The sequence below is a fragment of the Maribellus sp. YY47 genome, from assembly GCF_023111095.1.
Taxonomy (GTDB): domain Bacteria; phylum Bacteroidota; class Bacteroidia; order Bacteroidales; family Prolixibacteraceae; genus Draconibacterium.
Map to the genome: position 1 here is coordinate 84041 of NZ_JALGYW010000006.1, position 23222 is coordinate 107262.

A 23222-nucleotide genomic window follows, 5' to 3' on the forward strand; every position below is an offset into this window, starting at 1 on the left:
TTCGAAAAATCTGAATTCGTGAGCGATAAGCCCCCAAAAAAAATTCCATCTCCGATATTACGAAGATGGAATTTTCCCACTATAAAATCAAAATGGCTATTTAGCCATCAATGTCTTATACAGCTATTTCTTTTTCAATAACCTGTTTGCCTCTGTAGTAACCACATTCCGGACAAACGGTGTGATATTTTACAGTAGTTCCGCAGTTTGAACAAGTAGCCAGAGTAGGAGCAACAGCTTTGTAGTGCGTACGTCTCTTGTCCCTTCTCGTTTTCGATACTCTATGCTTTGGATGTGCCATTTTATAAGTTTTTAATTGTTATTTTTCAAATTTTTCAATGCTGCCCAGCGAGGATCTATCTCTTTATCATCCGGTTCTTCCTCCTCATCCTGCAGCAAATATGTTTTTAACTTCTTGAGCATTTCTGGATCACAACTGTTTTCTCCTCCGTCAGCTGACGAATTCGGATGAACATGTTTCAACGGAATACTCAATACGATGTATTCATATATTACCTGACTAAGGTTGATTACGTGTTCTTCGGGTAAAACCCAAATTACATTGTCGCCTTCATCAAACTCATTTTCTTCGCCAAATTTAACAAAGATATCGGTGTCAAGTTCAATGTCTTGCTGATAAGGCTCCAGACATCGGTCGCAGATGAGTTCTACCCAACCTGAAAATTCGAAATTCAATTTTAGAAATGAACTTCTTTTTTCGAGTTGAACTTTGATCTGAACCTCGCCGGTTTCAACCAACCCTTCGTCAAAATGTTCAAAGAACTTTCTGTCAGCTTCAAATTCGTAATCGTGAAGGCCTTCACTAAGGCCTTTAAACTCAATGCTATATTTTGTTTTCCAGCCCACGATCCCAAAAAAGTGGATGCAAAAGTATAAATTTTTTATTAACACTTAAAGAAATGCGACAAATATTTCCGATTTCTTTTTATTCAAAACATTTCTACATGAGCCATTTGCATTTGCGGGAGCTTTCGCTACTTTGCTTTGCGTTATGGGTGCTTTTTCCACTTTCCCGATGAACAGTGTATAAAGTCTGGCAAGTTTGCTGCATATTCAAAATGAATAAAATGAAGTGGCCGAATTCTTTCCTGAGCCGAGATATCTGCCCCGGGGCGCCTGCAGCTACACAGCGGAATTTGCATTTATTTGTTAAGAATAATTCTGAAAGTTGTGCCTTTCCCTACCTCCGACCATTTGATAAATATTTTGCCGTTGTGGTAAATCTCAACGATTCTTTTGGCCAACGATAAGCCAAGTCCCCAGCCACGTTTTTTAGTAGAAAATCCGGGTTGGAAAATGGTCTTGTGATTTGATTTCGGAACGCCGCAACCTGAATCGGTGATATCAATCAGAACGTTTTTTTCTTTTTCCTTGATATCGACTGTTATGCTGCCTTCGTTCACCATGGCATCGATGGCATTTTTGCAGATGTTTTCGATTACCCACGAAAATAAGGCTGCGTTTAAAGGAGCTTCTATGCAGGACGTTTCATCGTAGCTTGTTACGAATTTTACTTTGCTCGACGATCGGGTTTTAAGGTAGCTGACAGCCGAGTGGACCACTTCAACCACATTTAATGGTAATAATTCGGGTTTGGAACCAATTTTAGAAAAACGTTCGGTGATGCGCTCCAGTCGGGAGGTATCGCGTTCGAGTTCCTGTAAAAGGTTTTCATCCACATCTTTCATTTTGAGCAACTCTATCCAGGCCATCAGCGACGAGATGGGTGTGCCGAGCTGATGTGCCGTTTCTTTCGACATTCCCACCCAAACCTGGTTTTGTTCTGCCCGGTTGGTAGCCAAAAATGCAAAATAGGCCACCACAATAAACACAATAATTACGATTAACTGAATAACCGGGTAAAGGCGAAGATTTCGGAGAATGCTGGATTCGCGATAGTAAAGAAGCTGGTAGTCGTTGTCGACCAAATCAATATGAATCGGCTCAACGCGCTCTTTCATTTTGATCAGTTCTTTTTGTAAAACTTCTTCTTTTCTTGTTTCGTTGTAATGGATGTTTGCATCTGAATTGATGGAGCCATCTGCATTTACCAAAATAATCGGAATGGTTTTGTTTTTTTGAATGACCTCCAGCAGAAAGTTGATATACCCGGTATTAATATTTTTTGAACTGCTGATCTGGCGCGTTGCCTCTGCCCACAATTCTACTTTGTTTCGCTCTTCCCGGGCCATTTTTTGAGTGAGCCAGTTGGTATACAAAAGAGAAGCAACACCAATGATTATTGCTGTCATAAGCAATAGAATCTTTCCCCGCCGTCTTTTCAGATAGATGTCCAATGTAAGTGGTTTTTAATACACTGTAGCAAACGATTTAAAGATAAAAATATTATACTGAATTATTTTGGATCAAAAAATGAGAATGGCAAAGGCTGACGCAGCTTGGGTTATTTCTTCAACATTTCGAGTACGGCATTTTTAATTCCTTTGGCATCGATTCCACATTCACTGTAAAGGTCTTCAGGGGTGCCGTGTTCGATAAAATGGTCGGGAATACCCAATAATTTTACTTGCGAAGAATAGCCCTTTGTTGCCATAAATTCCAGGGTTGCCGATCCAAAACCGCCCTGAACAGCACCGTCTTCAACGGTAATAATTTTGTCGAATTTTGTGAAAACTTCGGTCAGCAGTTCCTCATCGAGCGGCTTTACAAAACGAAGGTCGTAATGCGCAGCTGAAATGTCTCTTTTTGCAAGGCTTTTTACTGCTCTCGATGCAAAAATCCCGGTTTTTCCAATGGTTAGGATGGCAATGTCGGTTCCATCGGAAATCTTCCGGCCCTTTCCGATTTCAATTTCTTCAAACGGCAATTTCCAATCGGGTTTAATGCCATAGCCTCTCGGGTAACGGATCGAAAAAGGTTGTGCGTTTTCTTTCTGCTGGGCGGTGTACATCAGGTTGCGCAGGTCTACTTCGTCCATTGGTGCGGCAACAATCATGTTCGGAACGGTGCGCATGTAGGCCATGTCAAAAACACCGTGATGCGTTGGCCCGTCTTCTCCCACCAGTCCTCCGCGGTCGAGACAGAAAATGACGTGCAATTTTTGAATGGCCACATCGTGGATCACCTGGTCGTATGCCCGTTGCATAAAAGTGGAGTAGATGTTACAGAAGGGGACCATCCCTTGTGTGGCCAGTCCGGCAGAGAAGGTTACGGCGTGTTGCTCGGCAATACCCACGTCGAAAGCACGATCGGGCATTTGTTGAAACATCAGGTTCATGGAACAGCCCGTTGGCATGGCTGGTGTAATTCCTATGATTTTATCGTTTTGTTCGGCCAGTTCAACCAGCGTTTCACCAAAAACATTCTGGAACTTAGGCGCTTTCTCAAGATCACAATCACATTTGTAGATCTCGCCGGTTTCTTTATCAAAAAGACCTGGAGCATGCCATTTTATCTGGTCCTTCTCGGCAAACGGGAAGCCTTTCCCTTTCTGTGTAATTACATGCAGCAATTTGGGCCCCGGAATTTCGCGAAGGTCTTCCAAAACTTCAGTAAGATATTCCACATCATGCCCGTCAATCGGTCCGAAATATCGGAAGTTAAATGCTTCAAAAAGATTGTTTTCCTTCAGTAGCATGTTTTTTAGGGCATGCTGGTTTTTTTGAATAAACTTTCGTGTTTTCTTTCCGATCCCGTCTAATTTTCCCAAACCTTCCCACACATCTTGCTTGAAGCGGTTGTAGGTGTTCGATTTGGAAATGTTAAGCAGGTATTTGTTTAGGCCTCCAACACTTGGGTCGATGGCCATGTTGTTGTCGTTCAGGATCACGAGCAGGTCTGAATTTTCGCCTCCGGCGTTGTTCATTGCCTCGAAAGCCATTCCTCCGGTCATGGCGCCATCGCCAATAACGGCTACTACTTTTCGCTCGGTTTCGCCTTTAAGTTTTGAGGCAACGGCCATTCCCAGTGCTGCTGAAATGGAAGTCGACGAGTGTCCTACCCCAAAAGCGTCGTATTCGCTTTCGCTGCGTTTGGGGAAGCCACTTATTCCTTTGTATTTCCGGTTGGTGTCAAAATTATCGCGCCGGCCGGTTAGTATTTTATGTCCGTATGCCTGGTGGCCTACGTCCCAAACCAACTGGTCGTAGGGCGTATTGTAAACATAGTGTAAAGCAACTGTAAGCTCAACAACGCCAAGGCTTGCACCAAAATGTCCGGGATTGGTCGATACAATATCAATAATATAATCGCGCAATTCCTTGCACACTTCATTTAGCTCGCCTTTCGAAAGCTTTTTCAAATCAGCCGGGCTGTTAATTTTTTCCAGAAGGTTCCCCTTTACACTCTCCATCACCTCAAAAATAATTGCAAAGATAACATTTAGTTACCTACTGTTTGTTCATTCATGCGATGAACAAAACGAATTAAACACTGTAAATAAAGCATTTTAAAATGGAAGAAACAATGAGTACAGGTGTGTTCAACTGGGCGTTTAAGCGGTGCCGGTTAGTGCTGAAATCAAGACCAGACCATCCAGTGTCAGCATTGGCTCTATGGTCGAGATGCGCGATGTAAGCGGAGCTATCACTGAACTTAGTCCACCTGTGGCCACAACGGTTAAGCTTTCATTAAGTTCTTTTTCAGTTCTGTCTACAATGGAGTCAACCAGTCCGGTGAAGCCATAAACCACACCCGACTGAATCGCATGGATTGTATTTTCACCCAGAACAGATGGTGGCGGTGTCAGATGAATCTGCGGGAGTTGTGCTGTTTTTCCGGCAAGTGCACTAACCGCTGTTTGTAAACCTGGTGCAATGGCTACCCCTTTAATGGTCTTATCGGCCCCAATTGTGGTAAAGGTGAGTGCAGTTCCAAAATCGATTACCATTGTGAGCGGACCGTATTTCTGGTAAGCTGCCACTGCATTTGAAACCAGGTCGGTTCCGATTTCAAAGGGATTGAGAATTTTTATCGGCAGCTTGTGGTAGATCGACGGATTGACCGTTTCGATGCGGGCCGACTCGAAAATACCATTTAGCATTTGCTCAAAAGGCCGCACCAGCGAGGGCACAACACTACTCAGAATAATTGAATGTACTTTGTTTTTATCGATCTCACCGGCGGTAAGCAACGAGCGAAAAATAACTTCATATTCATCGGCGGTTTTTAACGGATCGGTTTGTATTCTCCAGTGGTTGAGCCAGGTTTCGTTCCCGTATACTCCAAAAACTATGTTTGTATTTCCGATGTCGATAGCCAGTAACATGTTCGAATTATTTATGTTTTTCAATCTTAAAGCACTTTATTACAACAAACAAACTTACGTGTTTCTCTTTTTTTGCTGTGTTTTTTCTGTCATTTTCTGCAAGAATTTAATGAGATATTATGATAGCTTTATCTCAGTCTACGGTTTGGTTTGAGTACACCTCTTCTTTGTGTTGATCCTGAATGTCAGTTACAAACGATGTTTCTTGTTGATCTTGCGGGTTGAGGACTTGTGCCAAACATACGAAATACATAATAATTACGTTAATAAAAGTGCGTTATTGGCATGATTGTTTTGTTTGAAAAAAGTATTATTTTTAAACCTGTTGCGAAGAAATCAATAGTAAGGTTATGCAAAAAACAAAAAATCCACTGATTTTCATTATTGAAGACAGTGTCGTCTATAAGGATTTGATTGTTGGTTATTTACAGTCGAAGAAATACACGAATCTTAAGGTATATCAAAAGGGGGAGGAATGTATAAGAGACCTGCATCTTAAACCCGACCTTATTATTCTTGACTACCTTGCCGCTAGTATGACCGGATTGGATCTGATGGTGAAAGTCAAGAGAGAACATCCCGAAGTTGATTTCATCTTTTTAAGCGGGCAGAATGATCTGGAGATTGCTGTTCAGATTATGAAAATTGGAGCTGCTGATTATATTGTAAAAAATGATAAAGCGCCTCAAAAACTGGTAAAATCGATAGAAAGTCTTTCTCAAATAGCCCGACATGAGAAGCAGGCGAAAGGATTCAAGATTGGGGTAGTGGGTTTCTTTGTGTTGCTTTTCCTGTTTATTATGGTCATCATTTTTATGTCAATATTCCTGGATTTTGAATTTTAATATCCAGTCCTTTTACTTCAAAAAACTCATTTTTTAGGTTGTAGAGACAGGTGTCTTTACCTAAATCACTATGTCAGGCAGTATTGTTTGGTTTCATAGTAATTGATTTTTATTACCTTCCCGCCTTCAAAAAAAATACGATCATGGGATTTATTGCTGTAATTAAAAAGTACAACCGCAGTTTCTGGACCTCCAACACTATTGAACTTTTTGAACGATGGGCGTGGTACGGTTTTTATTTGGCCTTCCCGATTTTTCTTGTGGGATCGACCGATACCGGTGCACTTGGCTTTACCAATGGACAAAAAGGAGCCATAATGGGAACAGGCTCGGCCTTGTTGTATTTTTTGCCGGTAATTACAGGGTCAATAGCAGATAAACTGGGGTACAAACGTATTCTGCTTCTTGCTTTTGCGATCTACATCTCCGGATATTACATGATCAATATTTTTCATTCCTACGAGCTGGTTTATTTTGCTTTTATCTGGATTTGCGTAGGAGGTGCATTCTTTAAACCAATTATTTCAGCAATGATTGCCAAAACCACAAACGAAGAAACCGCTTCCATCGGATTCGGTATCTTTTACATGATGGTAAACATTGGCGGATTTATTGGCCCTTTTCTGGCTGGCGCCTTGCTGAAGTTAAGTTGGGAATATGTTTTTTATATGTCGATTGTAGCGATTGGGGTGAATGTGTTACTCACTCTCTTTATGTTTAAAGAACCTGGTCGCCACAAAGATGGCTCTTCGTTACTGAGCAATATTGGCAAAGCCTTTTATAATATCTACCTGACCTTATTGAATTGGAAGTATGTTCTTTTCCTGGTCATTATGATTCTTTTCTGGACTGCTTTTAACCAGTTGTATTATTCGTTTGGGATTTTTATCGACCAATGGATCGATACCACCCAGGTTTACAACGGACTACACAATGTTTGGCCCTGGCTGGCCGAGACTATTGGGGAGAACGGTACCATCAATGCGGTTTCGATGACCAGCATGGATTCATTCTTTATCATTGTTTTTCAATTGATGGTTTCAGCTTTTGTGATGCGCTTTCGTCCGCTGGCCGCAATGATGGGAGGGATTCTGGTTTTAGCAGGAGGTCTGGGTATCATGTTTTCCACCCAAAGTGGATGGCTGATTTTGTTGGGCGTACTGATTTTTGCCTTAGGAGAAATGGGAAGCTCTCCAAAGTTTACCGAGTATGTGGGCAAGATTGCTCCTGCCGATCAGAAGGCGCTTTATATGGGAACTTCTTTTTTACCAATTGCAGCAGCTCACAAACTTGCCGGTTGGCTTTCCGGTGATTTTTATGAAGGGATTGCGGATAAATATTTCCTGTTGCACACAGAAGTGGCAAAACGCGGGCTTCAGTTTCCTGCAGAATATACCGACACGTTTACCAAGAACGACTTTTTCAGTCAGGCTGCAGAAAAAATGAACATGAGTCAAACGGAGTTAACACATTATTTATGGCAGAATTATCATCCTTCGAATATATGGATGGTGTTCTCGGGAATTGCAGTTTCAGCTGTTTTATTTCTGTGGTTGTATAATCGATTTATAATTGGGAAGAAATAAATGCGGTAGATATGGAATCTCCAATATTCAATGCTGAATATTCAACGGGCATTTTGTTGGATATTGATTATTCTATATTCAATGTCGTTTACTTAGGAGAGAAGTGAAACAAACTGAAAATAATACACCCTTCGACTCCGCTCAGGGTGACTGTCAGACTGAGCGGAGTCGAAGGGTGTTATCGTTAACTAAGCGACATCGATTCTACATTGACTATTTCTCTGCAACAAACCGCCAGTGCTTGCTGATCCAGGGCTCTCCGGCGTAGTTTATGCCAATGCGGGGAGTTGTGATGTGCCGCGGAATTATATCGGATTCTTCAAGCCATATTCGCTCCGAAGTGGATAGGTCTTCCCCGTAAAACGATTTATCGAGTTGCAGGGTGCGTCCGACCCGCCCCGGGCCGGAAATTCCTTCCAAGCCGCGGATGAGAACAGCGGTCGGTTCATTTTCTGTTCCGGTGACAAAATTCAGCATCCAGTACATGCCATAGATCAGGTAAACATACACAAGCCCTCCGTTGTGAAACATCACTTCGGTGCGGGCCGTTCTGCCTTTGCTGGCGTGGCAGGCCAGATCTTCCGTTCCGCGATAAGCTTCTACTTCGGTAATCATAAATTTTCCGATAGAGCCGTCGTCAAATTTCCGGACCAGTGTTTTCCCTAATAACTGCGGAGCCACCTCGGTTACTTCTTGCCGGAAAAAGGAGGGAGGAGTTCTTTGGCCAATCGACATAATTACGAAATAATTATTCTTTTCTTAGTAGATAGTAAGCACAAGTGGAAAAATAGTTTCTGAGATATGGAATAGCACTAATTGCTTTTAGTTGGATGCGTGGATTTAGTTTGAATTTGATCTCATAATTAGGATTGATGAGAAACAACGTCCTGTTTAAGATTTTAAATCCATTATTTTGGCTGAAAGTTTCAAAACGTTCGATGGAAATTCCCGTCTCTTTAATTTCCAGGAACTCTTTAATTTTTTCTTTATTCGGTTCAAATAATTTCAGTATAAACCTGTATAACGGAACAGGCAATAAATGGAAATATGGAGATTTTGACAAAATTTTACTTGTACACATTTGCTGGTGCCCGCCAAAGGGATTTTGCCAGGGAGGAAACCCAAAATAGACAATACTTTCAGCGTGGAAAAAGCACTTGAAATAAGCCATAAAAAAGTTCTGGTCGGGAATGTGCTCAATCACATCACGAAGGATGATAACATCAAAGACTCCCAAATCATCCCGGTTGTAGATGTTGTCGGCAATAAGCGTAAGATTTTCCCGGTTTGTATGGTCGGAGAAAAACTCAATACCCTTTTCAATCTTCCCTTTGGATAAATCGATTCCTGTAATCTTACAGCCCAATTCCATAAAAGGCAACAGGTTTCCACCTTCTCCACATCCGATCTCAAGTACAGTTGTTTCCTGTGTGATCTTACGATGTTTTTGAATGTAGGGAATCACATACTTTTTTGTGGTATAGGCCTGTTCGTTAAAGTATTGCCACTTGTCACGATGTCTGTCATGCATGTTCTTCTTCGTGTTTAGTGCCTGGAATAAGCTTGTTCTTTTTTATAGATATTCCGAGATAAGCCAGTGCGAGTATGATAAAAATAATCGAGCTGATATAGGATATCTTGTTCCCAACAAAATACGATCGGGGTTCAAATTTAAATTCGATGGTGTGTTTTCCTGCCGGAACCGACATGGCTCTCAGTACGTAGTTTGCCCTGAAATAAGGCGCTTTCTGGCCGTCAATATATGCATCCCAGCCTTTGTCGTAATATATTTCAGAGAATACGGTTAGCTGTTCTGAATCTGAATGAAAGGCATACTTCAGGTAATTGGGATCGCTGACTTCCAGTTCAATACTGCCATTTTTCTGATAAGTTTTGCCCGAAACGTACTGTTCAAAACGCTTATCGATAATTGCTTCGTTTGCAGGATTGAACCCGGTTAACGCATCAATCTCGGCATCGGCATTTTCCACAATGTCATAGTTTCCGACAAACCAGGCGTTTCCAAGCGGTGCCGGATCGCGAACAGGAGCTCCGTTCGGATTGATGATCAGGTATTTGGTGTCCAGCATTTTTAATACGGGGGCATCGTTGAAAAGGGTGCCTATCTGATCCGGATTCAGTCCTTTATTAAAAGCGCCGGCGATTTTTTGGATCTCCGGACTAATCTGAAAGTCGATCAACTCCTGGTAGCGTTTCAGTTTGGCTGCATGATAGCCACCAATTGATTTATGAAAGTACGAAGTAGAGGCATCGGTAAAAGGATTGACGGTTAAGTTTAATACCCGGTACGACAGTGTTTTGTCCTGAAGAATGGCTTCGTCGGCTTTCGACATGGTATATGGATTTGCCATTTTACGAGGACTTACAAAACTGTCGTTGTTCAGATAACGTTTGTTGGTAGGCCACATGTCGGCCAATATTAGAACAATCCACAATATGAGTGCATATTCGGCCTTTAGTTTCTTTTTCCAGAACGCCCAGAGTACCCCGGCAGCTAATGCCACAAAAATAAAAGTGCGGAAAGCGTCGGTTTGTGCCACCATTTTACGATCGGCATGTAAAGCATCGATCAGCTGTTCGGGCCAACCGGCCTGTGCCAGGCGGGCATCAGAAGCTGCTGCAAAATTCCCCGCAATTCCCGGCATAAGGGCTAAAATAAGTGCCAGACCGCCCGCAATGGAAAAAGAGTACAGCAAGGCCTTGTTAAATTGTTTATCGCTGATTTCCCGTTTGTATACACTGTGTACAGCAAGTATACCCATAAATGCCATGGCCAATTGCTGTATAACGATAATGTTTTTTACATCCCTGAATTTATTGTATAGCGGGAAGTAATCGATCATCAGGTTCGAAAGCGAGGGGAAATATTTCCCTAATGAAAGGGCGAAAGAGACAACCACGGCGGCGACAATCCACCATTTGTCTTTTCCTCTCACGATAAACAAACCAAACACAAACAAAAAACACAATATGGCTCCAAAATAAAACGGTCCGCCCGCAATGGGTTGACTTCCCCAATACAGCGGCAGGCTATTGGCAATCTGTAAGGCATTTTGCTTGTTTTGACCGCGAGCCAGTAATTCGTAAACATTCGATTTTTCACCCAGCGGTTCCATCATGCTTCCTCCCTTTAGCCGGGGAATGAAAGCCGTCAGCGCTTCACCCACGTCGTAGCTGTAATCAAGAATGTAATCCCGGTCCAGTCCATCCGATTTTTTATGGAGATCGCTGGTCAGTTCCGATTTTCCGCGGATGGTATCTTTGCTGTATTCGTAGATGGGCCATAGTGTTGAAATATTCATTCCCAGGGCAAGCACTGCTCCTGCAGCCAGCACCCCTGAACTTTTCAGAAAGGGAACGATTGTTTTTTCGCGAACCGCATAAATGAAATAAACAATGGCAATAATGACGATGAGTATCCCTGCGTAGTAGGTCATTTGAAGGTGGTTGGCAGCAATCATCCAGGAAAGTGCCAATGCCGAAATTAATGCGCCCGCCATGTGTTTTTTCCGATAAGCCATTATTACTCCGGCTACCAGTAAGGAAATAAATGTGATGGTAAGACTTTTGGTGTTATGTCCGGCTTCGAATACCACAAAAAAGAAAGACGTAAAGCCATACGCCAGCGAACCGGCTAAACTGAGCCACGGATTAACACCCAACAAAATACATGCGAGATAAAATAAACTCAAAAGAAGCAGGTGATAGCTCAGTGGCCTGGGAATTTTCAGGATAAAATCGCTGATTGATTCGGAAATGTTTCCTTTAAAAAGGGTGGATATTAAATACGCCGGCATCCCGCTAAACATGGAATTGCTCCACAATGGTTCTTCGCCTGTTTCATTTCTGAAATCGCTGATGGATTTTGACATGCCCTGGAAATGTACAATGTCTGATTGTTGCACCACTTTTCCTTCGAAAACGGGTAAAAAGTAGATGGAAGAGGTGGCCAGTAACAATAAAACAGGAAGAATGTAACGAACAATTTTTTTCTTCATTGGGACGGGTATTTGATTGTAAGGCAAATATAGCCATTGAAACGGGCATGACAATACTTTTTACATATGACGAGTATTAAAATGATATGGGTTTGCTGTTGGCTGTCTGAAGCAAAAAATCAGTTGGCTTCGTAGTCTCGATCTCCTTGCCATGACGAAGGTTGCGGTTGTAAAAGGCAGCGGACAAAAACAAACATTTTCTGAAGATGTAAATCATCGTCCGCTGCCTGGTTTGCTAAAGGAAAGTGAGTCATTGCGATCCCGAGCACTCGGGAGAAGCAATCTGGCTTGCCCCTCGTTTGCAATGAGGGGCAAATAACGGGTCGTTTGTAACGACAATCACGCCAACATCAATCTGCAGCTGTCTTATGGTCGATACAATCGACTGAACAACATTGCTGTGCTGGGGCGTGCTTATCCTGATCCGCTCACTGCCATTGGTTTTGATCTCGATCAGCTCGACCTTGCAGCCACCCGTTCTGACGAACTGGCCGACTTGCTGGCTGAAGCCAACGGCGACAAAGCCGATCCCAACCACTCGAAACTGATCCGCGACAAAGCTTATATGTTGATGAAAGGGCTGGTTGATGAAATTCGCGAAGCCGGTAAATAAGTGTTCCGTAACGACACCCGACGGTTTAAAGGCTATGTAAGCGACTACTGGAGAAAGCAAAACCGGAAGAAAAGTGAAAATAGTAGTGAAGTGACTGAATAGCGGTGTTCTGTTACAGTTTGGGGCGCCCTGTTGGTTGCAGGCCCTCCCTGTTGCAAATATCCGTTTCCAGTTTAATTTTCGGCGCTTCCTGTTAAACCGGGAGCCAAAAAAAGAAACTAAGCTTCAAAAAAATTACAACAGGCTGTGGAAAAAGATAACAGGGCGCCGAAAAAAGCGACAGGAAATCGAAAAAATGCTAAAAGGAAGTAAAAAAGCAACTGGAACCCGTAAAAGTGCAAATGGGAGGCAAAAAAGGCTACAGGGACGGGAGGACGAGGGTTTTGCACGTTCGGATAAAAAGGCCTTAGTTGGCTTCGTCGCCTTTGAATCGATTGAAAAATTCCTGGTTGATCTTTTCCAAAACTTCGAGGCTTCGAAAATCCCGGAGGTGTAGTCGTTCCCGATTAATTTGCTCTTCTGGCCTAATTGCAGTCAAAAAATGAAAATGATTTTTCATCAGGCCCATCTGGCGCAAGTCCGAAAACCAGAGGCAGAGGAGAAACCGGTTTTCTTAGTCTGTTATTATTGTTTTTTAGTTATCAATTGTTTAATAAAATCGATGTCTGATCTTTTGAAGAATAGAAGCATAACTAAAGGAAGCACAACCACCTTCACTGCGAGTAATATTAGATAGTTAATTTCAGCAACATTTAATACGTGAAACAAAATTCCAACAATTGTTAACACAATCAAATACTTTAATATGAGATTGAAGCCAAGAAATCCTTCTTTTATTGTTTCCGTCGATTTTTTTACAGATAGATAAGTTAGTACAAATAACAGGATGTATGAGACCAGGGTAGTTACAGCTGCTGCAATGATTCCATAAACTGGAATGAATAAAATATTGAGTACAATGTTTAAAACTCCTGCAGCTATAGTAAGAATCGGAATAAGCTTTGTTTTTTCTATGTAATACAGATAACTGACATAGATGGTAAAGAGAAATGTAAAGCTGATTCCTAAAACGATAGAGGGAACTAGATTAATTGCTGAATAAAATTTCTCATCAGCCAGAATCCAGATCGCTTCCTTTGAAAAAATAATCATTAAAGCTGAGATAAAAAGAATGAGTTTAACATATGAGATCATCTTCATCTTTACAAAGTCGTATTCTTTGTTTTTTAGATTTTTATAAAAAATTGGCAGCCATGCCGCATTTGTTGAGGCAAACACAGCATTTAAGATTGAGCCAAGAGAATAACCAAACGAATAGATTCCTGTCGCCGAAGAATCTATAATCTTATTGATGGCAATTCTGTCAAACTGAACAAGGATAAAAGTTGCCAGGAAATGAGGTAACAATGGAAGACTAAATTTTAATGCTCTTTTTACATGGTTGATCTTCAGTGTGAATTTTGATATTTTTATCAACGAATAGCTGGAATAAATTGCCAAAACACCAGTTATTAATACTTGAGGAATAATTCTCCATAAGTATAATTCTTTATTCGCTTTCAGTATGAGCGGTATCGCAATTAATGGTATAAAAAGAGCGGATATGACCTGAATAAGCATAAACTTCTTGCTTTGCTGTGATGCCATTAGATACATATTGTAGATTGCATTTGCTCCGCCAAATAAAATGTTTAATAAAGCATAGAGAAACAGTCCTTTTTGAAGTTCAAAAATATTGACTACATCTTTTTGAATCATCCATAATATGCCAATGAAAAGGATATTGAAGAGGAGTAAGAAATTTAGTACACTTCCAGTAAACTCTTTAAATATGTGTTTTTCCCGCAAATAGATATGCCTTACTGATTGTTCGAGACTAATAGTGGCAACAATAATGAATATATTAACGAATGTTTGGTAAATGGCGATAATTCCATAATCGGATGTCGATAAAATTCGTGTAAATATGGGCATCAAAAGTATGTTTATCCCTTTTGAAAACAGGTTGCCAACAAAATAAAATTTTGAATGTTTTATGAAATTTATGGAGTTGAAACGTTTTAAAATTGTAGTTAACCTCATGTTGAAAATATAAAATGTCAATTCCGGTTTTTCGACTGCAATATTATAGATGATTTTTGTGTTGATGCATAAATTCCTTCTTTAAAATGTAAAAGATAAATAATGAAAATCATTTTATTACTTAATAGAAGAATTTGGGTTAAGTTTAAATTCATCGGTATGAATAGTCACACTATAAAATATTACCTTGCGGCACAATCAAGAATTTAGTTAATAGTAATTTAGTATAATTATGGCGGAAAGAGCGCATCCAAAAGAATTTACCAGATTTAAGAAAATTAAAATATTTGGATTAATTCCGTTTTTAAAAGCTAACCCTTATTGGAAAGCACTTCATTGGCGTTATGAATTAGCAAATAAGTATTGTAAATCAAAGAATGTTTTAGATATACCTTGCGGGATGGGGTGGGGAACATCGCTGCTTAAAAATGCAAATCATGTAACTGGAATAGATATCTCTGAAGAAGCGATCTCAGAAGCCAAATTATTATATGGTAATTTTGCAAAATTCGAAGTGGGTAGTATGAATGCTATTGGCTATCCTGAGGAAAGTTTTGACACGATTGTTTGTCTAGAAGGCTTTGAGCATGTCAGTGAAGAAATTGGTGATAGATTTTTAATAGAAGCAAGCAGAGTTTTAAAGAGCAAGGGAACCTTAGTCTTATCTTCACCATATCCCATTGTAGGGACCCATAGTGGTAATCCTTATCATATCAAAGAATATCGCCCAGAGGAAGTAAGGGAAAAATTGAATAATTGTGGATTTATAGTTCTTAAAGAAAATCAAAGAAAAGTAGATCAGCTTATAATGTCGATTTTCGTTGCTCAAAAAAATTAAGTGATGGATGGTAAAGTTTTGGATTATTTGCATACCCTGAAAATAGAGGATGAAGGGTACCTTTTTTCCAAATACTCCAATGCAACGTTGCTTTCAACAAGCTTTGGCGTAATGGTTGATTATTTGTTGACAGGCCAAGCAGGTACTGACGCAAGCGAATTAAAGGATTATTATAGTAACAGACTGGATAATGGAAAAGGTCAAGTTATACTAACGGGCTTTGATAGTTCACAGTTAACCGGGGGCCACAAAGCTGACTATGTTGAGATGCAACTAAGCTATTTTAGTTTAATCGCAGCAGATACTCTGGGAGTTAGGCTAAGTGGTATTGACTATGTAACGAATTTTCTTAATGACGAAACAAAGCTGGAGGACTGGTTTTATTCGCTGGATTTATCCCAGTTTTGGTACGAAAGTAATAAGATCATGTTTATTCTCTATTTTTTGTTTTACCAGGAGAAATATGGGGAAGGTGATTTGTCTGCCAGAGCGGGTTCTCTAATTCCCGAATTTATAAACCTACTGAATAAGAATCAGGATAAGAACACTGGTTTTTGGGGAACAAATCTCAATAATAATGACTTGTACGATGGTTGTTTTGGGGCAGCACATATCTATTTTTTCTATGATTATTTAGGGGCGGAAATTCAATATGTAAATAAGATAATAGATAATACCTTGTTGTTGCACAACGAAAAGGGATTGTTAAAAAGTAAATATGGTGGGGCCTGCGAAGATTATGATGCTATTGATATTTATTTGCGTTGTTTAAAACAGACTGACTATCGGAAACAGGAAATATTTGACATATTGGGAAAAATGCGTAGTACCATTGGTAAAAGTCAAAACCCGGATGGGGGTTTTTCGTATCGGATAACTGACTCATTCTTGAGAAAGACGGTTTTTTCCCACATCTTAAAAAGGGAATATTCTTATAGTGGATGGGATAGGATGAAGACCTTATCATTTCAACCTGATTTATGGGCGACCTGGTTTCGCGCACTCAGTTTAAAAGTGATTGATCTTATATTGGAGAATAGAAAAGACTTTTATTCATATAATTTGCCTGCGTGGGGCTATATTAATAAGTAAATATGGCAACTCAACCATTGGTATCAGTTATAATGTCGGTCTTTAATGGGGAAGTCTATTTAAGACAAGCCATTGATTCGATTCTCAGTCAAACCTACACGAATTTTGAGTTAATAGTTATTGATGACTGCTCTACAGACAAGTCATGGGATATCCTTTCATCGTACAATGGCAGCCGGGTAAAGTTATACAGAAACGAGAAGAACCAGGGACTTGCTTATTCTCTTAATCGGGCAATTGAATATTCAATAGGCGAATACATTGCCAGAATGGATTCTGACGATATTGCTGTTCCTGAAAGACTTTTGACACAGGTTAATTTTATGCAAAAGAATCCTGAATTGGATTTTTCAGGAAGTCAGGCATATTATCTTTTGGGGAATAATAAAAGCAATAAAATATTTAAGATCCCTTTAAAGGAAGATGATATAAAGGCAAAGTTGCCCTGGAATCCTCCGTTTATTCATCCAACCGTTATATTTCGATCTTCTTTTGTAAAGAACTTACTTCCGTTATATGATACCAGTTTTAGAAATGCACAGGATTATGAACTTTGGGAAAGATTAATTTTTGATAATCGGGCGAATTCAGCAAATCATCCAGCAAAGTTGATATATTACAGAATTCATTCGGAGAGTGCTTCTCGTGAATATAAGCAAAGACAAACTCAATTTGCAGATAAGGTAAGGGGTAGATTTCTTCGGCGTCTGGGAATCAATAATCTTTCAAGCATTAAAGTATACAACGAATATATCAATGATATTCCGATGTCAGCTTTTTCCTTAGTTAGGCTTGGAGTAACATTAAGGAAAGTAAAAGAGGCCAATAATCGAATGAATCTGATTCCCTATTGGAAGCTAAGACAACTTCCAGTTTATGAACTTGGTGTAAAAGGAATAGTCCTCTACAGAAAACTTAGGATAGATTCTTTATTTCCGGTAAGTAAAAGAATCGCTTTTTATATCAGAGCATTGTTGAAATTGGGCATTAAACTCCAATTTTTTTTATTTGTCGTTTGAAGAATAAGTAAAATAGCAGCATTTGTTTTGCTAATCCAATGAGGTTTAAATTCAAAATAAAATATATACCCCATTTTCTAACAAATGGTATGTCAAGTGATATAAAGTCGTGTTTTACTTGAGGCCATAAATTTAACGCCACGGCAGTAAGTTCTTTAAACGAATCTTTTCCCTCATTTGCCAAAAGGAGATCGGACACAGCAGCTTCAATTCTTTCTGCAATAATTCTCCGAATTACATTTTTAGATTCAGGGGAAGTGGCTTTTGTCAGCTCATTTGACAAGAATTGAAGCAGATAATTCCTGTCTTCAATATGTTTTAGTGTCTTCTTTTGACGAGTAATGGAAAGTGGATTAATATATTGAAAGTAAAAAGGGAAATTAATCTTACATATTTTTTTTGCTTTCAACGAGGCCGGAAGTGACATGTAAATATCTTCAAAAAAACGATCTTCCTTATTTCTTAAGTCGTTTTTTTGAATAAAATTCTTTTTCCAGAACTTATTACAAACAGAAGGAATAAATCGTTGTAAGTTCAAATAAGTAGAACCAATTGAAATGTCTAGGTTTTTAGTAAGATCGTCGAAGTTGGTGTCAAAGTCAATAAGTTTTCTAGACGTCACGGGATTCAATAGTCCTTCAATAATATCCGTGTTGTATTCTTCTGCAATCTGAAAGAAATATTCACAGGTTTTGGAATGAATCCAGTCATCACTATCCAGAAATAAAATGTATTCCCCTTTACAATATTTTATAGCCTTGTTCCTGGAAGCACCCAGCCCCATATTGGTTTCATTTGTGATAGCTGTAATTCTGCAATCTTTCCTGATAAATTTGTTAATTATTGATTGAGAATCGTCGGGCGATTGATCATTTACAACTATTATTTCAATTTCTTTTAAAGTCTGTCCAATAACTGAATCTAAACATTTTTCCAAATACTGTTCGGTATTGTATACAGGAATAACTATGGATACTTTTATTTTATTCATTAGGGTGATAATTCCAAATTATCTTAAGGTTCTAGAAATTATATCTGTTAATAGAAGATTTCTTCTCTCAATCGAATAAGTTGTTTGAATAAATGTGGCAATAGATTCAATTTTGCTGTCATGATTCGTAATCGTTCTGTCAATTGTATTTGCGATCGAAGAAATATTTCTTTTGGTTTTAAATCCATATACATTGACGACTTCCGGTAATCCTCCAACATTTGTCACAATTGGACTGCATCCGAAATACATCGCTTCTGCCAGGGCCACGCCAAAAGATTCGGAGCGCGACAACTGACAGTATATTTTTGCTCTTTGGTAGTAAGCGATGAGTTCTTCATGGGGAACCTTACCTTTAATGGTTATATTGGCAGGTAGATCTTTTAATAAATGAGCCAGTTTTTCCCAGTTTAAGCCGACAATAAGAAACTTATATTCCGGAAGCAGCCGGGCGACTTCAATAAAGGTATCAATTCCCTTTATGTAAAATGTCTGTTCTTTTTCAATAATGCCAACAGTTACAGTTAAGTCTTCTTTTTCAATACCGTCTTTTGCAATATCTTTATTAAGTGTAACACAATTGTAAATTAACTCCGTATTTGCTTTTTTAGCAATCCAGTTTACTTTTCGTTCAACATATTTTGAAACCGTGAGGTTCACAGTACAATTATTCATGGAATACAAGGCAAAAAATCCTCTGAGTTTAGATGTAAAAACGCCGTATTTAAGATGTTTGATTCTGGCAACATCATATCCCCCAATGACAAGAAATGATTTTTTCCTGAAAACTTTGGCAAATAAAACCGGAAGAAAAGAGTGGTAATCGCCGAACCAGATATAAACTGCATCGAATTTTCTGATATTAACCGTTAGGTAAAACATCTGTTTGATAAACTCCAAAGCGTTTTTATAGAGTCCCTTCACTGGCTTGTATTGGTACTTCTCAACCTCGAACTTGGCAGATAAGATATCGAAATCTGTTTTTACGAATGTGGAAAAGTTATTATAAACCAGCAGGATATTCTTTTTTCTTTCTTTGTTCATGTTTCCAGTTAATTTATCCAGCTTCTGATGTTGTACAAAGTAAACAAAAGAAGTATAAGCAAACTTAAAATGCGTAATTGAATTTTATTAAACTTCATTGAAACATGCTCGTGTTCAGTCCTCTCGTATTTTTTAAGTCCTCCGTTGCTTAATAATCCAATTTTACAGTTCTCTTCATTGAGTTAATAATATTACTTTTGACTGTATAACAGAAATTACAACATGCAAACCATTCATATGTGCGACCTTTACGGTCAGTACCTTACCATGAAAGAAGAGATTGATGGGGCTATTCAGGGCGTCATCCAGTCTACTCATTTTATTAAAAGCGGTAAGGTACTTGATTTTGAGCAAAAACTGAGCGAATACCTTGATGCACATGTGATAAGCTGCGGTAACGGTACCGATGCCCTCCAGATTGCCTTTATGGCGTTGGGGCTCGAGCCGGGAGATGAAGTAATAACCACTCCTTTTACTTTTGTGGCAACAGTGGAAACGGCCGTGTTGATGGGACTCAAACCTGTTTTTGTGGATGTGGATCGGGATACCTTTACGATCGATGTTTCGCAAATTGAAGAGCTAATCACGCCGAAAACAAAAGTAATTTTACCTGTAGATCTTTTTGGGCAGTGTGCGAACCTGGAAGAAATCAGAGCACTGGCTGAAAAATATAATTTGTACGTTGTGGAAGATGCCTGCCAGGCTTTGGGAACGGATTACATTTTTAAAAATGGTACAACGCAAAAGGCGGGGACGATCGGGAACATCGGATGCAATTCGTTTTTCCCGTCGAAAAACCTGGGCGCTTTTGGCGACGGGGGTGCTATCTTTACCAAAGATGATGAGCTGGCTGCGGTGATTCGTTCGATTGCCAACCACGGAATGAAAGCCAAATACCAGTACGAACGCATTGGGGTAAATTCGCGTCTCGACAGTATGCAAGCCGCCATTTTGGAGGTAAAACTGAAATACTTTGACCAACACATTGCGGCCCGGCAAAAAGCAGCAGCCTATTACGATCAGCATTTGGCCGGTATCGATGGACTGGAAATTCCGGAACGGGTGGATTACAGCACACATACTTTTCATCAGTATACACTGAAGGTGGAGAGAAGAGACGAACTCCAGGAGTTTCTGAAAACAAAGGGGATTCCGAGCATGGTGTATTACCCGGAAGTGTTGCATTTACAGGAAGCCTACCAGTTTCTGGGGTATAAGAAAGGTGATTTCCCGGTAAGCGAAAAGCTGGTAAAATCGGTTTTGTCGCTGCCCATGCACACTGAGCTGGATGAGGAGCAGTTGGAATATATTGTAGAAAGTATTAAAGAATTCTTTAATCTCTCGCAAAGGCGCTAAGACGCAAATGGAAAGAAAATTTTCCTGCAAAGTTGCAGAGGCGCGAGATTACATACTTTAATACAAAAACTAATGAGAGAAAACTTAGCGTCCTCGCGTCTTGGCGAGAAAAAAATTAAAGCCGATGAATGAAAATGAAATAGCGAAAATAGTAGTCAATACTTGCTATGATATTCATATGTCATTAGGTCCCGGTTTATTGGAATCGGTGTATGAAGAAATTTTATTCTATGAGTTGACTGTGAGAGGGCTTTCGGTTGAGCGACAAAAGGCGATACCGGTGATTTGGGGTGAACGAAAGATGGAAATTGGATTTCGGGCGGATTTGGTTGTAGAAGGGAAAGTGATTATAGAGTTGAAATCGGTTGAGGCAATCGCTCCTGTGCATCCGAAGCAATTATTAACCTATCTGAGAATAACCGGTTTAAAATTAGGATTGCTGATTAATTTCAATGAGACGTTAATAAAAGATGGAATACACGTATTGTAAACAGATTATAGCAATTACTTAGCGTCCTGGCGTCTTTGCGTGGTAATTTTTCTCGCAAAGTCGCAAAGTCGCAAAGAGGAGAATAATATGGGAAAAGATTATTACGCACACGAAACAGCCGTTGTTGATGCAGGAGCAAAGATTGGTTCCGGGACAAAGATCTGGCACTTCTCGCATGTAATGGGAACGGCGGAGATTGGAGAAAACTGTGTTCTGGGGCAAAATGTGTTTGTTGGGAACAAGGTGAAACTCGGAAACAATATCAAAGTACAGAACAATGTTTCGCTGTATGAAGGCGTAATATGCGAAGACGATATTTTTCTGGGACCGTCGATGGTATTTACCAATGTAATCAATCCGCGCAGCGCTGTGGAACGGAAAAACGAATTTAAAACCACATGGGTTAAGAAAGGTGTTTCCATCGGGGCGAATGCCACCATAGTTTGTGGTGTCACCCTGGGAGAATATTGTTTTGTGGGAGCAGGGGCTGTGGTAACCAAAGATGTAAAGCCCTTTGCATTGATGGTGGGGATTCCGGCCCGTCGGAAAGGTTGGGTGAGCCGAAGCGGAGCCATTCTTGGAGACGACCTGGTTTGCCCGGAAACCGGTGAAAAGTATAAGTTAGCAGGCGATTATTTAGAGCTTATCAACAATGAATTATAAAGATACATTTCTGCAAAAGTCCGAAAACAAGGAGCTGGTAGTTGGCGTAATTGGTTTGGGCTATGTGGGTTTACCACTGGCAGTAGGTTTTGCTGAAGCGGGGCTTCATGTCCTTGGCTTTGATAAAAACGAGGGCAAGGTCAGTAAAATCAACAATGGGGAGAACTACATCAAAGACGTGCGTGACGCTGCTTTGCGCGAGGTGGTCAACAATGTGACTTTTCATGCCACTACTGATTTCTCGCAAATGAGGGAGTGCGATGCTTTGTTGATTTGCGTACCCACTCCGCTCGATCGGTTTAAAAAGCCGGATATGAGTTACATTCAGTCGGCATGCGAAGAAATTGGCCGTAACATGAAACCGGGAACTTTTATTAGCCTGGAAAGTACTACTTACCCCACTACCACCGAAGATTTTATGCTTCCGATTATTGAGCAGGTATCGGGTTTAAAGCACGGAGAAGATTTTTGGCTGGCTTATTCGCCTGAAAGAGTAGACCCCGGGAACAAACAATATGTTACCAAAAATACACCCAAGGTATTGGGAGCTCTGACTGAAGAGGGCCTTGAGATAGGAAAAGCCGTGTATCAGTTTGCCATCGATAACATTTATCCCGTTAGTTCTCCTCGTGTAGCAGAGATGGTGAAGATTCTCGAGAATACCTACCGGCTGATCAACATTAGCCTCATCAATGAACTAGCCTTGCTTTGCGGGAAAATGGACATTAATATTTGGGAAGTGATTGATGCAGCGAAAAGCAAACCTTTTGGTTTCCAGGCTTTTTATCCCGGGCCTGGAATTGGAGGGCATTGCATTCCTTTAGACCCGTTTTACCTGGAACATATTGCCAAGAAATTTGACTTTGATCTCAGTATGATTCATACCGCCGGGCACATTAACCTTTTGATGGCCCACCGGATGACCTTAAAAATCACTTCGGCGCTTAACCGGCAGAAGAAATCGATTAACGGGAGTAAGATCTTTTTCTTAGGGGTTGCTTACAAACCTGATATTGATGACGAACGGGAATCTCCTGCTTTAAGTATTATTGATGAAGTCATTAAAAAAGGAGGGGATGTAAGTTATCACGATCCGTTTATATCGTCAATCACCACTGAAGGTGAAAATACGCTAAACTCTGTGGAATTAAATGCAGAGACATTGTCAGATGCCGACTGCGTAGTAATCACGACCAACCATTCGGCATTCGATGCTGACTTTATTATTGAACATTCCAGGTTGATAGTAGATTTACGGAATGTGGTAAAAGAAGCATCACAAAAAGTATATAAACTGTAATAATTGACTCTCGCCAAGCAAAGAATTTTAGAACAG

22 protein-coding genes are annotated in these 23222 nt (G+C 40.1%); 11 read left to right on the forward strand and 11 right to left on the reverse strand.

Features of this window, described 5'->3' with window-relative positions; all coding sequences use genetic code 11:
* Positions 1–115 precede the first annotated feature (115 nt).
* The 5 genes from rpmF to MR764_RS06405 form a co-directional block, all read right to left on the reverse strand.
* Entirely contained in the window at positions 116–301 is a 186-nt protein-coding gene (gene rpmF, locus MR764_RS06385; protein ID WP_247978573.1) for a 50S ribosomal protein L32, read from the reverse strand.
* A gap of 11 nt (positions 302–312) precedes the next feature.
* Positions 313–867, reverse strand: a complete 555-nt coding sequence (locus tag MR764_RS06390; protein WP_247978574.1) for a DUF177 domain-containing protein — start codon at positions 865–867, stop codon at positions 313–315.
* A gap of 296 nt (positions 868–1163) precedes the next feature.
* Complete coding sequence (locus MR764_RS06395; protein ID WP_247978575.1) at positions 1164–2273, reverse strand: HAMP domain-containing sensor histidine kinase; 1110 nt, start codon at positions 2271–2273, stop codon at positions 1164–1166.
* Between the two features lie 152 nt (positions 2274–2425).
* Positions 2426–4333: a 1-deoxy-D-xylulose-5-phosphate synthase gene (dxs, locus tag MR764_RS06400; protein WP_247978576.1), complete on the reverse strand. Its 1908-nt coding sequence runs from the start codon at positions 4331–4333 to the stop codon at positions 2426–2428.
* 141 nt (positions 4334–4474) lie between these two features.
* Positions 4475–5272: a type III pantothenate kinase gene (locus MR764_RS06405; RefSeq protein WP_247978577.1), complete on the reverse strand. Its 798-nt coding sequence runs from the start codon at positions 5270–5272 to the stop codon at positions 4475–4477.
* A gap of 326 nt (positions 5273–5598) precedes the next feature.
* Here MR764_RS06405 and MR764_RS06410 point away from each other — a divergent pair, with 326 nt between their 5' ends.
* Positions 5599–6093 carry a response regulator gene (locus MR764_RS06410; RefSeq protein ID WP_247978578.1) on the forward strand — a complete coding sequence of 165 codons (495 nt, stop codon included), beginning with the start codon at positions 5599–5601 and terminating at the stop codon, positions 6091–6093.
* A 143-nt stretch (positions 6094–6236) separates the two neighbouring features.
* A complete protein-coding gene (locus MR764_RS06415) occupies positions 6237–7679 on the forward strand; it encodes an MFS transporter (RefSeq protein ID WP_247978579.1) in 1443 nt (480 codons plus the stop codon).
* Positions 7680–7892: 213 nt separating this feature from the next.
* Here MR764_RS06415 and MR764_RS06420 read toward each other — a convergent pair whose 3' ends face one another.
* From MR764_RS06420 to MR764_RS06430, 3 genes are read right to left on the reverse strand one after another with little or no spacing between them, the layout of a single operon-like run.
* A complete protein-coding gene (locus MR764_RS06420) occupies positions 7893–8414 on the reverse strand; it encodes a DNA-3-methyladenine glycosylase (RefSeq protein ID WP_247978580.1) in 522 nt (173 codons plus the stop codon).
* A 13-nt stretch (positions 8415–8427) separates the two neighbouring features.
* Complete coding sequence (locus tag MR764_RS06425; protein ID WP_247978581.1) at positions 8428–9210, reverse strand: class I SAM-dependent methyltransferase; 783 nt, start codon at positions 9208–9210, stop codon at positions 8428–8430.
* Entirely contained in the window at positions 9203–11698 is a 2496-nt protein-coding gene (locus tag MR764_RS06430; RefSeq protein WP_247978582.1) for a YfhO family protein, read from the reverse strand. Before MR764_RS06430 ends, MR764_RS06425 begins: the two co-directional genes overlap by 8 nt.
* 400 nt (positions 11699–12098) lie before the next feature.
* Between MR764_RS06430 and MR764_RS06435 the strand changes: the two genes are divergently transcribed.
* Both MR764_RS06435 and MR764_RS06440 read left to right on the forward strand, forming a co-directional pair.
* Positions 12099–12311, forward strand: coding sequence for a hypothetical protein (locus MR764_RS06435; protein ID WP_247978583.1), 213 nt, complete (start codon positions 12099–12101; stop codon positions 12309–12311).
* 295 nt (positions 12312–12606) lie between these two features.
* Positions 12607–12807 (forward strand): hypothetical protein, encoded by a 201-nt coding sequence (locus MR764_RS06440; protein WP_247978584.1) that lies wholly within the window; start codon positions 12607–12609, stop codon positions 12805–12807.
* A gap of 128 nt (positions 12808–12935) precedes the next feature.
* Here MR764_RS06440 and MR764_RS06445 read toward each other — a convergent pair whose 3' ends face one another.
* Positions 12936–14393, reverse strand: coding sequence for an oligosaccharide flippase family protein (locus tag MR764_RS06445; protein ID WP_282189151.1), 1458 nt, complete (start codon positions 14391–14393; stop codon positions 12936–12938).
* A gap of 232 nt (positions 14394–14625) precedes the next feature.
* On the opposite strand from MR764_RS06445, the gene MR764_RS06450 reads away from it, so the two are divergent.
* Genes MR764_RS06450 through MR764_RS06460 form a run of 3 tightly spaced genes read left to right on the forward strand, consistent with a single transcriptional unit; the run spans position 14626 to position 17342 of the window.
* Positions 14626–15231, forward strand: coding sequence for a class I SAM-dependent methyltransferase (locus MR764_RS06450; RefSeq protein WP_247978586.1), 606 nt, complete (start codon positions 14626–14628; stop codon positions 15229–15231).
* 3 nt (positions 15232–15234) lie between these two features.
* Positions 15235–16323, forward strand: a complete 1089-nt coding sequence (locus tag MR764_RS06455; RefSeq protein WP_247978587.1) for a hypothetical protein — start codon at positions 15235–15237, stop codon at positions 16321–16323.
* 2 nt (positions 16324–16325) lie between these two features.
* Positions 16326–17342 (forward strand): glycosyltransferase, encoded by a 1017-nt coding sequence (locus tag MR764_RS06460; protein WP_247978588.1) that lies wholly within the window; start codon positions 16326–16328, stop codon positions 17340–17342.
* Here the strand turns inward: MR764_RS06460 and MR764_RS06465 are convergent.
* Together MR764_RS06465 and MR764_RS06470 are read right to left on the reverse strand one after the other, a co-directional pair.
* The gene (locus tag MR764_RS06465; RefSeq protein ID WP_247978589.1) at positions 17311–18333 is read right to left on the reverse strand and encodes a glycosyltransferase family 2 protein; all 1023 of its coding nucleotides are present in this window, start codon (positions 18331–18333) and stop codon (positions 17311–17313) included. The two genes, MR764_RS06460 and MR764_RS06465, sit on opposite strands and share 32 nt — an antisense overlap.
* 18 nt (positions 18334–18351) lie before the next feature.
* Positions 18352–19377, reverse strand: coding sequence for a glycosyltransferase family 4 protein (locus MR764_RS06470; protein WP_247978590.1), 1026 nt, complete (start codon positions 19375–19377; stop codon positions 18352–18354).
* A gap of 222 nt (positions 19378–19599) precedes the next feature.
* Here MR764_RS06470 and MR764_RS06475 point away from each other — a divergent pair, with 222 nt between their 5' ends.
* From MR764_RS06475 to MR764_RS06490, 4 genes are all read left to right on the forward strand, one after another.
* Complete coding sequence (locus MR764_RS06475) at positions 19600–20733, forward strand: DegT/DnrJ/EryC1/StrS family aminotransferase (RefSeq protein ID WP_247978591.1); 1134 nt, start codon at positions 19600–19602, stop codon at positions 20731–20733.
* Between the two features lie 124 nt (positions 20734–20857).
* On the forward strand, positions 20858–21223 hold the full coding sequence (locus MR764_RS06480; RefSeq protein ID WP_247978592.1) for a GxxExxY protein: 366 nt from the start codon (positions 20858–20860) through the stop codon (positions 21221–21223).
* Positions 21224–21310: 87 nt separating this feature from the next.
* Entirely contained in the window at positions 21311–21886 is a 576-nt protein-coding gene (locus tag MR764_RS06485) for an acyltransferase (RefSeq protein ID WP_247978593.1), read from the forward strand.
* Positions 21876–23186: a nucleotide sugar dehydrogenase gene (locus tag MR764_RS06490; RefSeq protein ID WP_247978594.1), complete on the forward strand. Its 1311-nt coding sequence runs from the start codon at positions 21876–21878 to the stop codon at positions 23184–23186. The genes MR764_RS06485 and MR764_RS06490 overlap by 11 nt, the downstream gene beginning before the upstream one ends.
* Positions 23187–23222 lie beyond the last annotated feature (36 nt).